General features: G+C 58.5%; 14 protein-coding genes. 11 read left to right on the top strand and 3 right to left on the bottom strand.

Going from position 1 to position 13,371, the window contains the following annotated elements; genetic code table 11:
- Positions 1-298 precede the first annotated feature (298 nt).
- Together ACIBAF_RS48290 and ACIBAF_RS48285 are read right to left on the bottom strand one after the other, a co-directional pair.
- Positions 299-538, bottom strand: a complete 240-nt coding sequence (locus ACIBAF_RS48290) for a hypothetical protein (protein ID WP_399473070.1) — start codon at positions 536-538, stop codon at positions 299-301.
- 154 nt (positions 539-692) lie between these two features.
- Positions 693-977: a hypothetical protein gene (locus ACIBAF_RS48285; protein WP_399473068.1), complete on the bottom strand. Its 285-nt coding sequence runs from the start codon at positions 975-977 to the stop codon at positions 693-695.
- Between the two features lie 164 nt (positions 978-1,141).
- Here ACIBAF_RS48285 and ACIBAF_RS48280 point away from each other — a divergent pair, with 164 nt between their 5' ends.
- Positions 1,142-2,350, top strand: a complete 1,209-nt coding sequence (locus ACIBAF_RS48280; protein WP_399473066.1) for a helix-turn-helix transcriptional regulator — start codon at positions 1,142-1,144, stop codon at positions 2,348-2,350.
- A 332-nt stretch (positions 2,351-2,682) separates the two neighbouring features.
- Here ACIBAF_RS48280 and cas1 read toward each other — a convergent pair whose 3' ends face one another.
- Entirely contained in the window at positions 2,683-4,176 is a 1,494-nt protein-coding gene (gene cas1, locus ACIBAF_RS48275) for a CRISPR-associated endonuclease Cas1 (protein WP_399473064.1), read from the bottom strand.
- Between the two features lie 589 nt (positions 4,177-4,765).
- Here cas1 and ACIBAF_RS48270 point away from each other — a divergent pair.
- From ACIBAF_RS48270 to ACIBAF_RS48225, 10 genes are all read left to right on the top strand, one after another.
- Entirely contained in the window at positions 4,766-5,014 is a 249-nt protein-coding gene (locus tag ACIBAF_RS48270) for a hypothetical protein (RefSeq protein WP_399473062.1), read from the top strand.
- Entirely contained in the window at positions 5,004-5,438 is a 435-nt protein-coding gene (locus ACIBAF_RS48265) for a hypothetical protein (RefSeq protein ID WP_399473060.1), read from the top strand. Before ACIBAF_RS48270 ends, ACIBAF_RS48265 begins: the two co-directional genes overlap by 11 nt.
- A 491-nt stretch (positions 5,439-5,929) precedes the next feature.
- Positions 5,930-6,586 (top strand): hypothetical protein, encoded by a 657-nt coding sequence (locus ACIBAF_RS48260; RefSeq protein WP_399473058.1) that lies wholly within the window; start codon positions 5,930-5,932, stop codon positions 6,584-6,586.
- Positions 6,583-7,410, top strand: a complete 828-nt coding sequence (locus ACIBAF_RS48255; protein WP_399473056.1) for a DUF2637 domain-containing protein — start codon at positions 6,583-6,585, stop codon at positions 7,408-7,410. The genes ACIBAF_RS48260 and ACIBAF_RS48255 overlap by 4 nt, the downstream gene beginning before the upstream one ends.
- Before the next feature lie 49 nt (positions 7,411-7,459).
- Positions 7,460-7,642 (top strand): hypothetical protein, encoded by a 183-nt coding sequence (locus ACIBAF_RS48250; protein ID WP_399473054.1) that lies wholly within the window; start codon positions 7,460-7,462, stop codon positions 7,640-7,642.
- Positions 7,639-8,382 (top strand): exonuclease domain-containing protein, encoded by a 744-nt coding sequence (locus ACIBAF_RS48245; RefSeq protein WP_399473052.1) that lies wholly within the window; start codon positions 7,639-7,641, stop codon positions 8,380-8,382. The genes ACIBAF_RS48250 and ACIBAF_RS48245 overlap by 4 nt, the downstream gene beginning before the upstream one ends.
- Positions 8,379-8,615 (top strand): hypothetical protein, encoded by a 237-nt coding sequence (locus tag ACIBAF_RS48240; protein ID WP_399473050.1) that lies wholly within the window; start codon positions 8,379-8,381, stop codon positions 8,613-8,615. The genes ACIBAF_RS48245 and ACIBAF_RS48240 overlap by 4 nt, the downstream gene beginning before the upstream one ends.
- A gap of 238 nt (positions 8,616-8,853) precedes the next feature.
- Positions 8,854-9,219, top strand: coding sequence for a hypothetical protein (locus ACIBAF_RS48235; RefSeq protein ID WP_399473048.1), 366 nt, complete (start codon positions 8,854-8,856; stop codon positions 9,217-9,219).
- A 41-nt stretch (positions 9,220-9,260) separates the two neighbouring features.
- On the top strand, positions 9,261-9,893 hold the full coding sequence (locus tag ACIBAF_RS48230; RefSeq protein WP_399473046.1) for a hypothetical protein: 633 nt from the start codon (positions 9,261-9,263) through the stop codon (positions 9,891-9,893).
- 119 nt (positions 9,894-10,012) lie between these two features.
- Positions 10,013-13,198, top strand: coding sequence for a DNA polymerase (locus tag ACIBAF_RS48225; protein WP_399473044.1), 3,186 nt, complete (start codon positions 10,013-10,015; stop codon positions 13,196-13,198).
- The last annotated feature ends 173 nt before the right edge of the window (positions 13,199-13,371 follow it).

The raw sequence follows: 13,371 nt of genomic DNA, 5'->3' as shown, positions 1-13,371 counted from the left end.
TCGCTCGCGGGGTTCATGGTGCGGCCGTCTGCGGGCCGTTGAACGGTGTTGAGAGCGCGAGAGAGGGACGGCTCACGGGTGCCGTCCCTCTCAATGCGCGGGTGCTCTCTCTGGCCGTTCCCTCCGGGCTATTCGGTGGCGAGACAGGCGGGGCATGTCACCCGCCGTTGCCACTCGTCAACCTTGCCGACAGCGCCACATACGGGCGCGCCGTTCCGCACCTTGTGCACGGTCATCACGTCGTCTCCGACGGTGCCCGGTGTCCAGTCCTGTGCTGTCAGTCGCTGCGCCGTTTCCATCACTGCCACGCTCCCGCCTCGAATCGGTACGGGCGTGTGATGTGCTCCCGGTAGGTCAAGTGACCGGGGTTCGCTTTGAGGTGTTCGGCGGCCCATTCGGTGCCGTCTTCGGGGTTCTCTGCCCCGTCGCTGCTCTGGCCGCATCCCTTGCACTCGATGGCAAAGAGAACGGTGTCAGCTTCCGGGGTTCGGTCCGGCCTCAGCGTGTACTCACGGAACCGGTAGGTAGCGCGCGTCATGCCCACCCCTTCCCGGCCGGAGCAAGCGTTTCGCTGTGGTCCGGATGCCGTTTGAGCAACACGTCACAGTCCGTGACTCGACTCATGTTCCCAACGCTGCGCGCCTCTTCCTTCTCACGCTCCAACTGGGTGCACTCGGCGCACTGTGTGCCGCTCATGCGTCCCCCTCAGCGTTGGGCAGGCGCGCGCCCCTGCTGTCTGCTACCCGCATGGCGTTGAACAGGCATTCGCTCAACCGCTCAGCGACGAAACGCAGTTCAACGGCGGATGCGCTGTCGTTCTCCAAGACGGATACGGCGTGATCGAACACTACCGATGCGTCTTGAAGTTGTGACTGTTCGAGCGAGTCAGCGAGTCGGGCAAGTGCACCGTTCTCGCTGCCCGGTGCCAGGAAGGCGGGTTGTCCGTCATCGCCTGTCCATGGCAGTAGGCGCCCCATGGGCCTACTCTCTGTCATGGCTCTGCCTGCCTCTCAGGTGGGGTCCATGCCCCCGGACCGTCGCCACGGTTGCGGGGGTCTTTCTTGCGTCTCTCGACCCTTCCGCCCCAAGTAGAGGCGGCATAGTGGCCTACTGTCGGCCAACTGTCGGCCAGAATGGGGGTATGAGCAGCGCCATCGGGGCCAACATCAAACGTCTGCGCGAAGAGCGAGGCTGGAGTCAGGCACGCCTAGCGCGTGAGGTGTGCCGGTTGGCTGGAGTCAACGGGGAGCCGATCGGACGGCAGGAGATCAGCCGTTACGAGACTGGCAAGCGCACTCCCCGAGAGTGGTTGCCACTCATAGCTCAGGCGTTGGGCGTGACGGTTGCTGATCTCAAGGCTTCTGAAAAGCCAGTTGAACCCCCATTGCCAACACTGGCTGACTACCTTCCCGATGGTGACCCCCTAGCCCCTCTCCGGATTCGTTCGGGGCGCCGTATCGGTATGGGTTCGGTATATGACCTACAGCAACGCGTTCACGGTCTGAGACTTGCCGATGACGTGATTGCCGGGGGTGACCTTATTCGCCCCGCACTGCGTGAACTCCGTTCCGCTGTGAAGCTTTATCGCGAGGGGAGTCATACCGCCGACGTAGGGCGCGAACTCCTACGACAGATCGGCGAGTTGGCGCAGATTGCCGGATGGATTGCCAGTGATGCCGGGCAGCATGCAGAGGCGGAACGTATCTACCGTCTAGGTATCAGTGCGGCGAGGCAGGCAGAGGACCATACACTAGCCGGAAACCTTGCCGGGTCACTCGCCTATCAATACTCCAATACCGGGCGGGAAACCGAAGGCGTGACGCTCGCTCACGCTGCCCTTACCGATGCTGGTAGCGAAGCACCGCCGAAAGCACGGGCTCTCTACCTAGACAGGGTGGCATGGGCTCATACAAAGGCGGGGGAAGCGCAACCGGCTATGAGGGCTTTGGGCGAGGCTTCTGAAGCATTGGCGGATGACAGCGCGGGTACGGAATCACCCGCATATCTATATTGGGTGGATGCTGGAGAACTCCGAGTTATGGAGTCCCGCTGTTATACAGAACTGCACCGACCGTTGCGCGCTGTTCCCTTGTTGCGTGATGTACTCAAGGATTACGACACAACACACACACGCGAACTTGCGCTCTATCTATCATGGCTTGCTGTCGCACTAGCTGACGCTAATGAGCCCGAAGAGGCAGCCGCAGTAGCAGAACGGGTTATCGCAATATCAGCGGATGTTGCCTCAGAGAGAACAGCGGAACGTATTCGGGTGATGCTGTGCCGGTTGGAAGACTTCCCCAATGTTCCGGAAGTAGCCTCACTACTCGCTGAGCACAAGGCAGCGTGAGTACGCAAACGGCCTATCGGCTGATAGCCGTTCTGCGAGCCGTTCATAGCGAGTCTGACGCATCCCTCACGCACGCCGTTACCGGCGCCCGTGGCGGCCGTCCAGGGCCGCCCATGGGCCCGGCCTACCTCTGCCTCAACCGGCGAACGTGTCCGGTACGTCTACCTGTTCACGTACCGAGTGACGTACCGATGGGGCGGCCGTCTGCGGCCGTCCAGGGCGAGCCCGCGCGCTTCCTGGGGGAGCCCGCTTACCGTGGCGTTGGCTGCGGCTCGCAGCATGCCAATGGGGGTCCCTCACCTCAACGGAGGAACCCCCACAGCAGACGGCCGTTACGCCCCTGGTTTGCCTGCCTCACTCATCAGCGTTCGTACGTGGGGGTGACCAGTGAGCACAGGAACGAGGGCATCCCATGTGCCGTCTGCTTTCCAGCGCTGTAGATGCGTGCGGACGGTTTTCCTGTCGGCAATGGTCGGCGGTAGATGCCGACCGGGGATGCGCAGGATTTCAGTACACACAGCACCCGCCAACACGCCGTGTTTGCTGAGTCGCTGGTCTGCTTTGTTGCTCTGACGGGGTTTGGGAAGTTGCTCAGAGACTTGTTCCCAGAGATCTGACGGAATGACATCCCGCACGGTGCACGGTACGCGCGTGGCTCGTTCCCGCCTTTCAGGCTGAGGCCGTTTCACTGAAGAGTTCCGCGGTTCGTTCTTCGCCGCGTTCTTCCGGGGTTTCTGCCCGGAGGCCGGCTCGCGCATGAGGGTTTTGTCTTTGGTGGGGTTCGGAACGGTGACGTTCCCCCCAGTTGCGTGAGCGAGCATGAGCGCGTATTCCCTCACGATTGGAGCCAACGACCGTGCCCATGTGAGGCATTGTTCGGCTAGTTCGTGAGTCAGTGGTGCGACAAGTCGGCACGTTCCCTCTCGGGTCTCGTGAAACTCCGACCGGTGAAACTCCCTCTGTCTGCCCTCAATGACTCCGAGCATCTTCAACACGAGCCGTTCGACTTCCGGCCGTACGACTTCCAAGAGGTCAAGGGCGAACGAGTCGCGAGAGTCTTTGTCCAGGTGCAGCATGCCGAATGCAGGGTCTAGCCCTACGGAGTGACACGCGAGTACGCATTCCGCCTCTGCCAGCCGATAGCAGTAGTTCAGCATTGCGTTTACCGGGTCAGTTGCTCCGCGCGCTTTCCCGCTTGTGAGGTTCGCTCGGGACACGTAAACCGTCCAGTGAGCGGGAACCTTTTCCGCGTCCGCGTCTTTCCATGGCATGGCTACGGTTCCGGTCCATGCACCCCAATACGCGGATGCCGCCGCACCTTCCCAGGAACGGCAAAGGTCTACAGTGTCGGACTCCTCAATACGCACCGCGCATGAGTCGATTTCGCGAGCGGCTTTCTCGTGTCCCATGGCCCGAAGGTTCGCAGCCTGCCCGGATAGCTTCCGGCTGAGAATGCGTTTCACAATGTCGAGCCCCACAGACTCATAGGGTCCGTCTTGTCCGGCGAATGCCTGTGCGCGACGCAACCGAGCATCGTTGCCCGTGTCGGAACACAGCAATACCTCTCCGGTGCTATCTGTGTAGACCAGAGAGATACCAACGTCTTTGCACCACTGGACGGCATCGAACGTGAGGGAGCCCCGCGCATTCAGTACGAGGATGCGGCGAACGTTCCGCTCAACCTTCGGGAGCTGTCGCGTGCGCCGATGCGGGCCGATGCCGTCTGAGATGACCAGGTGCCCGTTACGGACGTTGATCGTTGCGCCGTAGCCGTCTACGACGATGACGCGCGGGTCTGTTGACTCGCGCCGGTACACGTCCGCCACGGTCGGGCCGGTAGCAGGGTCCATGAGGACGGAGCTAGCCTGTGTGTGCACGTCGAACCTCCATCGTTCGGGGTGCTGCCCTGGTCAGTGCGCCAACACTGGCCGGGGCTCTTTTCTGTTGTGGGGCTCCAAGGTACCGCCGTTGATCCGGCCCGTGTAGCCGTCCGGCAGGGGTGCCCCGGAACGTGGTGCCGTTCCCGGCCTGGTTGGTCGGTGGCTTGCTGGGTTGGGTCTGTACGTCATCGGGTTGACGTACAGAGGTGACGTACTCGGCGAGTGCCGTCTGTTGCGACAGCCTTTCCGGCTCGCTTTCTCTCTGGGATTCGCGTCACTGATTCGGCAGAGCTATACCGAGAGTCTTTCGTCTTCCAACCCGCAGGCGCGAACCGGCCTCTGAATTTCACATCTATTGCGGAGTCTTTTGTAGATGGCCGCTCACCTGCGGGTCCGACGCCCCCGAAACTCCCGATTCGGGCACTTCGGAATTACCCGCCCGCAAATTATCATAGAGGGTAGGGCCGGTGAACTGCGCCGGACTGTTGATCTTGAAGCCTCTCGGGCCTCAAATTATCCAAGAAAGGGCAGTGCAATGGGGGACGATTTCCCGTACTACACAATGACGCAAGCGGCAGAAATGGCGGAAGAGTCGTTCTTCACGATCCGCAATCGGATTCGTAGCGGAGTCATCGAGGTTGTGAAGACTCCCCTTGGGACGTTCATTCATAAGGATGTGATGGACGCATATCTCAAGCTACGCGGTCCGAAGACCGGACGGGGCTACTACCGTCTCAGGGATTTGATTCCCAACCAATCGGAAGAGGGCAACCATGATGAATAACCACTATGACCGCGAGACTCTGACCATTGAAGACCCGACAGCAGAACGTCTGATGAATCGGGCTCTCTCCATAACGGGTGAGGAACGGGCGGCCGTCATAGCCGAACTACAGCAACACCTTAAGGCTGAGTACGGCATTGACTACACGGAGAAATCGCCGGAACTCGCGGACGCCACCGACACTGAATCAGAGGCTCTGTGGCGTGTAGAACGGGATTCGAACCGGTCACCGGCTGAAAGGTTCGCCGCGCACACGGCCCGAATGGAAACCATCGGAGACACGCTCGGATGGTTCCTGGTTGCCTGCCTCGCATTGCTGACAATGCCTGGCGCATTCACGGTCGGTATCGCTGTAACCGCATTCGCGGTAATCATGCTCGCCAGCATTGCAGCTGTACGGCTTGTCTCGCTCGCTACTGAGTGAGCCTGAGCAATTCGAACCAAGGCAGGAAAGATGCTCACCCCACAGCAGGGAGAATTCCTAGAAACGGTGCGGGAGTCGCAGAACGATACCCGGTGGCGCTGCCACTTTCGACCGGAGGGGACTTACTCCAATCCGGACGGAATCAATAACCCGCTCAATCCGAGCGAACCAATCAAGCTAGAAGAGCTGTTGGAACGTTCACTCAGACCACATCCATAGAAATGTTGAAAGGAGGTCGTGAGCATGGCCTACATCAACGGCTACACGCTGGATTACAGCACCTATCCGCACCGACGACGCCCGGCACACGTGGATTGCGCATCTAGCGGAATCTGCATCTGTGGGCACTGTAAGAGTGAAGGTCAGTGCGACCTTGCCGACTGCCAGAACAATTTCACGCGACGCTGCGAGCGTTGCGGTAGACCAATGTGTGAGAGCTGCCTTACGTCCACCACGCATAGCGTGTTCTGTCGGCCCGTTAGGGGGACACTATGACCAGCGATAAGGAAATCATCACTCGCAGGCGTGAACGCATCACAAAGCTGAAAGCTGAGATTGGCGGCATCGTTCAGCACAACCGGCGCACACATGCGGTCCACCTGTTCGGGGAATGGGTTGCTCTCACGCTGCGGTATCACTCCGACAGGGAGTCCTCAATTAGGAGTGCTGACATATCCGCACTCTTCGCAGAGTTGGATATGGACACCCATAGTCGAAGGATCGATATAACCCCGAGTACAGATGAGCGCAGATTGGCAGCGCTTGACGTTGAGTATCTGCGTTCCATTGACGGTGTTCCGCTCCCAGGATGCCCCGCAGGACGGCCGACGCTGATTTCTGTCCTCTACGCAGAAAGCGTAGAGGACGAAACAGCGCCACTCGACAGCCTGAGTAATCGGGAGTTGGCTGCTCTCAAACGTCGTCTCAACGACTACGAAAGCGCACTGCGGGAAGAGCGGGAACGGCTCAGGGCCGAAAGCAAGCGTATTGACGCTGAGCACAGGGCTTGTCATGGCGTAGCTCTTCAAGCGTCTTTCACGGTCAAGATGAACGGAGCGGAAGAGGTTCCGTTCTATGCCCTGGCACAGGTGGGCAAAAGAGTTCTGAATAAGACGGTCCCTTTCAGCGCGAACAGGGAGGCGGCATGACCAGCAATCGCGAGCCGGCCTCCGGCCCTCAAAAGATCCTCGCAACGGTCATCGGAATAGCACTCTCAATCGTCGTAGTTTCACCGGTCGCTCTGTCCTCACAGGATTTGGTTAGGTGGGCGAAATCAGAGAACGGATTGGGGCTCAACGGCGTATGGCCTTACGTGGTGTTCGTCGCTCTCGATTGCGCCGCAGCTCTGTGCATCTCTCTGACTGTCTATGCGGCGTGGCGTGGGGAATCAGGGGGAGCCCCGCACATCCTTGTTTGGGTGTTCGCGGGAGCGTCGGCATTCGCGAACTACCGGCACAGCTTGAACGTCCAGGCGAAAGACGCCGTTTGGTTCTTCCCCGGAATGAGTATCGCTGGGGCAACCCTCTTGGAAGTCGTCATCAGAAGAATCAGACGGTGGGGTCTCTCAGAGGCGGGGGTATTCGAACCTCCATTGCCAAGGTTCCGCGTACTGCGCTGGATAGTCGCCAGAGAGGAAACCTACCGGGCATGGAAGACAGCCGTCATTGAGGGCATCACAAGGCCAGAGGAGGCCGTTTCAGCGGTCCGGGGGACCGGAGTACCGGCGCGGCCTCGGAGCGCGGTAACGGGGTCTGAGGACGTGTCGGCTATGAGCAAGGCAGATGCGTTGCGGTATGCATTCCGTGTGCTGGATTCGTACGACGTTCCGGCCGCTGTCGATTGGTTGGCGGAACGGGGTGTGATCGTGAATCGCTCGCACGCTCACAACGTGGCTCGTAACGAGAAACGCTCTGCGCTCGGGGAACTGACACCCGTTCCCGTCAATGGGGTTGATCTGTCAGCGACGGAATAAGGGTTTCTCCGGCCATAGGGGTTCGGAGAGTTAGAGAAGGGATAAGGACATGACTACTTACGAAAATTACGGAGCCGCAAGCACGGCACTCGGAAAGGAAGAGGAGATGCAGGAAGTCATGAATAACGGGACTCCGCAGGCCGCTGCAATCGTCGTACTCGGCGCACTGGCGTTCCTGATTGCCGCTCGGTATTTCATGGGGGTTCCGATTGTGGAGGTTCTTTCCAAGTGAAGTTCAGCGATGCCGTGAAAATCGGATTCGACACCGAGACCACTGGTGTTGATCCGAGCAATGCGCGCATCGTGACAGCGGCACTTATCGTGCGTGGCGGCGGTCGAACAATCCGCAGCTTTCAATGGCTGATTGATCCTGGGATCGAGATTCCGGAAGAGGCCGCCGCCATTCACGGTGTAACCACTGAACGAGCACGCGCGGAAGGGCGAAAGCCACGGGGAGCGCTAGACGAGATAGCGGGGAATCTCGCTACAGCTCTGTCACGTCAGAGTCCGGTTATCGCGTTCAACCTCTCCTATGACTGGACGGTATTGGATGCGGAGCTACGGCGTAACAGATTGCCTGTGATGAGCGAACGGCTTGCAATCGAGCCTCGCACGCTTGTTGATCCGCACGTCATAGACAAGGCGGTAGACAAGTACAGGCGCGGGAGTAGGAAGCTTCAACCCACCTGTGAGCATTACGGAATTGAGCTGAACGATTGGCACAGTGCGGATGCTGACGCTTCGGCTGCTGTACTCCTGTCAGAAAAGCTCTTTGAACGGTTCCCGTATTTGGGGCTCATGAGGCCGGCTGACCTCTACCAATCACAGCAGGAATGGCGGAGAGAACAGGCACAGAGCTTGCAAGCGTACTTCCGGAACGAACGGAAGAGCGGCGCAAAATACAACCCTGACGCTGTCGTGAATGGCGAATGGCCGATACAGGCCATGGACGTTGAGGAGAATGCGGCATGACCAAAGGACACGCCAATCGGAAGTTTCGGCGCACGACGGCTCACCTTCACCCTGACATCATGAAATACATGGAGGTCTTGAGAGAGTCGGCAACCGTATATGACTTGCTGGATCGCATGTCGGAGGAACAGCTAGAGAAGGTATGGCGGCGAATGAAGATGTGGGGCATCTTCCCCGATCATCAGGCGTTGCTAGAAATCATTCTCCGTGAGCGTCTGACACTCAGCCAATGACGACATGTCGTCAACACAATGACGACACCGGCACACACGGCAAAGCCCCCGATACCAGCGGGGGCCGTGCCACTCAAGTAAGGGATCAACCTGTGAATACCATCATACCAAATGCGGCATGCCTGTATGAATCTATGCAACACCGTTGCCCGGCCCCCGTGACGGCCCGTAGCTCAGGCACCCCAGCCCCTGGGACCCCCGGCGCTTTCTCGCCCCGGATTCCGGGGGGTGTGCGGTAATGGCACGCGAATGGTGGCGAGACATCCCGCAGGAAGCATTGGACATTCTCCGGTCGCAAGGATACGAGCCTTCCGACATACGCGAGTTTCCCAGCGACCGGGGGGACCGACTTCTCTTCAATGAGGCAGGAACGGGGATTGTCTCCATATCCCGTGACTCACTCAGCGAAACCGACCGGCAAACGTACGGAGAGTATTACTCGGCTGTACTCGACTACATCAACGGTAACGACCCGACGGGTTCCGGAGTCAGTAGCTTTTCCGGGGTTCGTGTGGGCGGTAGGTATCTGGAAACAGACCTGAACGTCATTGAGCAACAGGCCAACGCTGGTGACCCGTTCTTTGACGACCTTTACGAGGAATGATGGCCGTGGATACATGTTGGGTATGCGGCCTTGAAGGGTCGTTGGAGGAACACCACATAGCGGGCCGTCTGAATAACGGCGACTACACGGTAAAGGTGTGCTCGCGCTGCAATAACGGATGGCTCAAAGCCTGGCACTACGTGCACCGCGTGCCCCTCGGAAAAGAGGAGAGACGAACCGAGTATGTGAGCGGTTGGGCAATGTGCATGGGAACCCTTCACATACTGGAAACCTTCACCCGCCGATGGGGCATGGTCGGCCTACCCCATGCAATCCGGGTTTCGGGCCAATTGTTCACCCGATTGATTGGCTCTGGCGCTGGTGAAGACATGCCGGAACCCAAGAGCGAAAAGCTGCGCAAGAATCCTCCGGTCAAGTTGGTAGAAACCAGCCTTCCCGGCGATGCGGAAATGTTGGCCACGATGACGGCATACATAGCTGGATTGATGTTCGGCGATAGCTCTATCATCACCCGGCTTTTTGTTGCCGTGGCGCGTGACCCTGAATCGTTCATCGAGTGGTGCGAAAGCCATGCTGATTGGGCAGGCAACTCACTTCGTGCATTGGCTGACGCTATCGAGTCTCGCGCTGGCCTTGCCACCTTGAAGCGCGAGACAGACACGATTAGGGGTTCTCTCGTGAGCCTTGCTATCGACTACTTGGAGGACCGGTGAAGCGCCAATACCGCACGGCAAAGGTTCGGGCATGGACTCAGCAACAGGATTCCCCGGTGAAGGCTCGCCGTAAGCGGAGCAAGCGACGTAGGCGAGTATTCGAGCGCATCGAACATGTGATGGTGTTCGACACGGAAACAACAGCGGACAAAGAACAGCGTCTCAATTTCGGGGCTGCCCTGTACCTGTGTGTAGGGGCAGACGGGAAGCTGCACCCCGTAGCCGAATACCTGATATACGCGGATGACCTTCCGGAGCGAAACCCGGATGGTTACGCCGTGCTTCAAGACTATGTGCTGCGAGGGCATAGCCATATTCGCGGTAAGTACGCACCGACCGAATACGACAAGAGGACGTTTCACGACCACGCCCGGCAAGGATGGCCCGAAGGGATGACCAGTGACGACATTATGGGTAATCTGCCGCCGGACCTGTACCCGCCGAATGAGTTTTCATCTGTGGTAGACACCTGGGACGTCATCAGCAATGACATAGAGCGCGAGCCGGCCTCCGATATCCAGCTCATACCGCAAACCGAATTCGCGGAACGAATGAACCATGCGGCCTACCCTTCCCGGTCATGGAAAGCAAACAAGCCCGCAACCGTAGTGGGATTCAATCTCCCGTTTGACCTCTCGCGCATCGCTACAGGAGTCACCAGGGCTCGCGGGAAGTATTCGGGTGGGTTCACCCATGACATGAGGGCAGGCGGTAAGAGCGGCAACATCCGTACAGCCAAGCGAGGAATAAAGGGCGCTATGTTCGCCTACACCGGAGGCAAGGAAGGCACCGACTATTTCTGTGATGCGTCAACCCTCGCATTTGGACTCACCAGTGAAAGCTATACGCTCGCCAAAGCAGGTAAGGCGTTCGGCGCTGAATCCCTCAAAGACGAGTCGGAACAGCCATACGGACAGATCACCGCAGAGCATATTCACTACTGCCGTAAGGATGTGCACGCGACAGCATCCCTGTACGTAAAGCTAGTGGAAGAACTCGACAAACACCCTATTGACCTGACAGACGACAAGGTGTTCTCTCCGGCCTCCATAGCTAAGAAGTACCTTGACGCAATGGGGGTACCCAAGCCACTGGAAAAGCAACCTGACTTCCCAGACGATATTATCGGTTACTCAATGGCCACGTTTTACGGCGGAAGGGCAGAGGCGCACATACGCAAGGTGCCTGCCCCGGTTTCGCACGTAGACGTGACCTCAATGTATCCCACCGTGAACGCCAATATGAGGCTCTGGGATCTCCTGACAGCCTCTCGTATAGACGTGCGTGAGGAAACCGAAGAGGTCAGAAAGCTAGTAAAAGAGATTGAGATAGACGACCTCTTCGATGCGTCACGCTGGCCGGAATTCCGGGGCATCGTGCAAGTGCGACCGACAGAGGATCTGTTTCCTGTACGGGCTCGATTCGGTACGGCCCCTAGCGAAACCATCGGTATTAGTTATGTGACCAGTGATGAGCCGAATTGGTGGTCGCTGCCCGATGTCATCAATGCCAAGATAAACGCGGGCAAGGTTCCTGAGATCCTGCGTGCGTTCAGGTTCTATCCGGGCGGGGAAAAGCTCTCTGACCTCAAACCTGTAAAGCTGCGTGGGCAAGTTCCCATCAATCCCGCGAAAGAGGATTTCTTCCGGGCGGTCATCGAGCGCCGACTAGCTCTGAAGAACGAGCGGGAATGTGAGTGCGGTACATGCGACCGATGCCGAAACGTGCTCTTCCTGAAAATCCTTGCCAACGCCGGATCGTACGGCATCTTCGTTGAGGTCAACCGGGAAGACGACAAGGAAGAATCCGAAGAGGTTATTCACGGCAACCACGGTTCATGGAACGCTGTAGTTCGCAAACCCGAGACACCGGGGCAATATTGCTTCCCACCCATCGGGGCACTCATCACAGGGGCCGCACGGTTGGTATTGGGCATGCTGGAAAAGCTCGTCACAGATGAGGGCGGAACCTGGGTAATGTGCGATACCGACTCTATGGCAATCGTCGCCAGCCATGAGGGAGGCTGGATAGCGCCGGAATGCGTTCTGCCCCCGCGCCCGGTAGAGAGCGGGTATCCGGGCGCAATCCCGGTTCTGCCGTATAGCAAGGTTGAAGAGATACGTAAGCGGTTTGATGCGCTCAACCCCTACGATGCGGGCAAGGCCGGAACCGTAGAGATTCTGAAACGGGAACTTCCCAAGAGGCTGGAAGACCCGCAACCGTACTGCTATGCCATCTCGGCAAAACGGTACGCAGAGTTTGAGATAGCGGAAGACGGAGGAATCCGGTTCCCTGACAACAAGAAAGTCAAAGAGCACGGTCTAGGGCAGTACATGAACCCGGAGGACATTCCTACCGATCCCCGGTTGAAGGAAGAACGAGGAACGCGCGAATGGGTGCGCGATATCTGGCGGTACATCATCCTGAAAGACGCTGGACATGAGGTCACCGAACCCTATTGGTTCGCGCGTCCGGTCATGTCCAAAGTGGCAGTGTCCACATGGAACATGTACGAGCATCTTCGACACTGGAATGACGGCAAGGAATACCGAGACCAGATAAAGCCCTATGGATTCATCATGGCTCCGGTAGTCACCAGACTTGGGCGCGCGGTCCGTGGAAGCGACTTCCGGCTAATCGGGCCGTTCAGTTCGAACCCCGAAGAATGGGGGACGATCGGTTTCCGTAACATGCACGATCCCGAAAGCCCTGAGTACGTCATCGCAACCAATGTTCCCGCAGACGTGCAAACCATCGAGGGTTTCCCCGTGGTCGGAGTCGATAGTTACGCGGACGTGGTGAGCAAGTACAGCGTCCACCCCGAATACAAGTTCACGGACTCTAACGGGGAGGCGTGCGGTTATGACACAAGAGGTCTACTGCAACGACCTCGCGTAAAGGTGAGCGTGTGGGAACACCAGGGCAAGGAAACCAACAATCTGGAAGAGCGTTCCACAGACACGATTCCCGAACGAGAGGCACCCGTCACTGAATACGGCACCGGTAAAGACGACTTCCAACGCATCGCAGTACCGGCGCTGAAAAAGATGTACGCCAGGAAGGGGCAGGAACTAGCAGACGCCGTACAGAGTGAAGGCGTCACGGTCGGACGACAGCAGATCAGCAGGGTTCTTAATGGAAAGGCTGCACCCCGACCGGAACTCAGAAACGCACTCATTAGCGTAGCTGTCGGTAAGGCCCTTGAAGATTTCGGGAAGGAACCCACCGACCACGAATGGAGCCATCGGGTAATCAGTCGTGAACGGTGGCGGGAACTCCTCACAGCTTGGCAAGACACACACTGAGGAAAAGTTCCCGCGCATTGAGAGGGACGGCACCCAACAGCCGTCCCTCTCTCGCGCTCGCTAACCCCCTCAACACCCCCCAAAAGACCGGCCGTTGAAGATGCCGACCGGCGACGGCTGGACGGCCGACAGACGGCCGGACACGGCACCAGGAACGACCGGCTACCCGGACG

Origin of the sequence: Streptomyces sp. NPDC051677 (genome assembly GCF_044453465.1) — a bacterium.
GTDB lineage: Bacteria > Actinomycetota > Actinomycetes > Streptomycetales > Streptomycetaceae > Streptomyces.
Note: the sequence above shows the minus strand (reverse complement) of the source record. Positions and strands in the feature narration are given on the sequence as shown.

Excerpts from the sequence above, each read along its gene's own strand:
- ACIBAF_RS48235 (WP_399473048.1), top strand. The coding sequence starts at position 8,854 with ATGGCACGCGAATGGTGGCGAGACATCCCGCAGGAAGCATTGGACATT.
- ACIBAF_RS48290 (WP_399473070.1), bottom strand. The coding sequence starts at position 538 with ATGACGCGCGCTACCTACCGGTTCCGTGAGTACACGCTGAGGCCGGAC.
- ACIBAF_RS48265 (WP_399473060.1), top strand. The coding sequence starts at position 5,004 with ATGATGAATAACCACTATGACCGCGAGACTCTGACCATTGAAGACCCG.
- ACIBAF_RS48250 (WP_399473054.1), top strand. The coding sequence starts at position 7,460 with ATGACTACTTACGAAAATTACGGAGCCGCAAGCACGGCACTCGGAAAG.
- ACIBAF_RS48270 (WP_399473062.1), top strand. The coding sequence starts at position 4,766 with ATGGGGGACGATTTCCCGTACTACACAATGACGCAAGCGGCAGAAATG.
- ACIBAF_RS48255 (WP_399473056.1), top strand. The coding sequence starts at position 6,583 with ATGACCAGCAATCGCGAGCCGGCCTCCGGCCCTCAAAAGATCCTCGCA.
- ACIBAF_RS48260 (WP_399473058.1), top strand. The coding sequence starts at position 5,930 with ATGACCAGCGATAAGGAAATCATCACTCGCAGGCGTGAACGCATCACA.
- ACIBAF_RS48225 (WP_399473044.1), top strand. The coding sequence starts at position 10,013 with ATGGTGTTCGACACGGAAACAACAGCGGACAAAGAACAGCGTCTCAAT.
- ACIBAF_RS48280 (WP_399473066.1), top strand. The coding sequence starts at position 1,142 with ATGAGCAGCGCCATCGGGGCCAACATCAAACGTCTGCGCGAAGAGCGA.
- ACIBAF_RS48240 (WP_399473050.1), top strand. The coding sequence starts at position 8,379 with ATGACCAAAGGACACGCCAATCGGAAGTTTCGGCGCACGACGGCTCAC.
- ACIBAF_RS48285 (WP_399473068.1), bottom strand. The coding sequence starts at position 977 with ATGGGGCGCCTACTGCCATGGACAGGCGATGACGGACAACCCGCCTTC.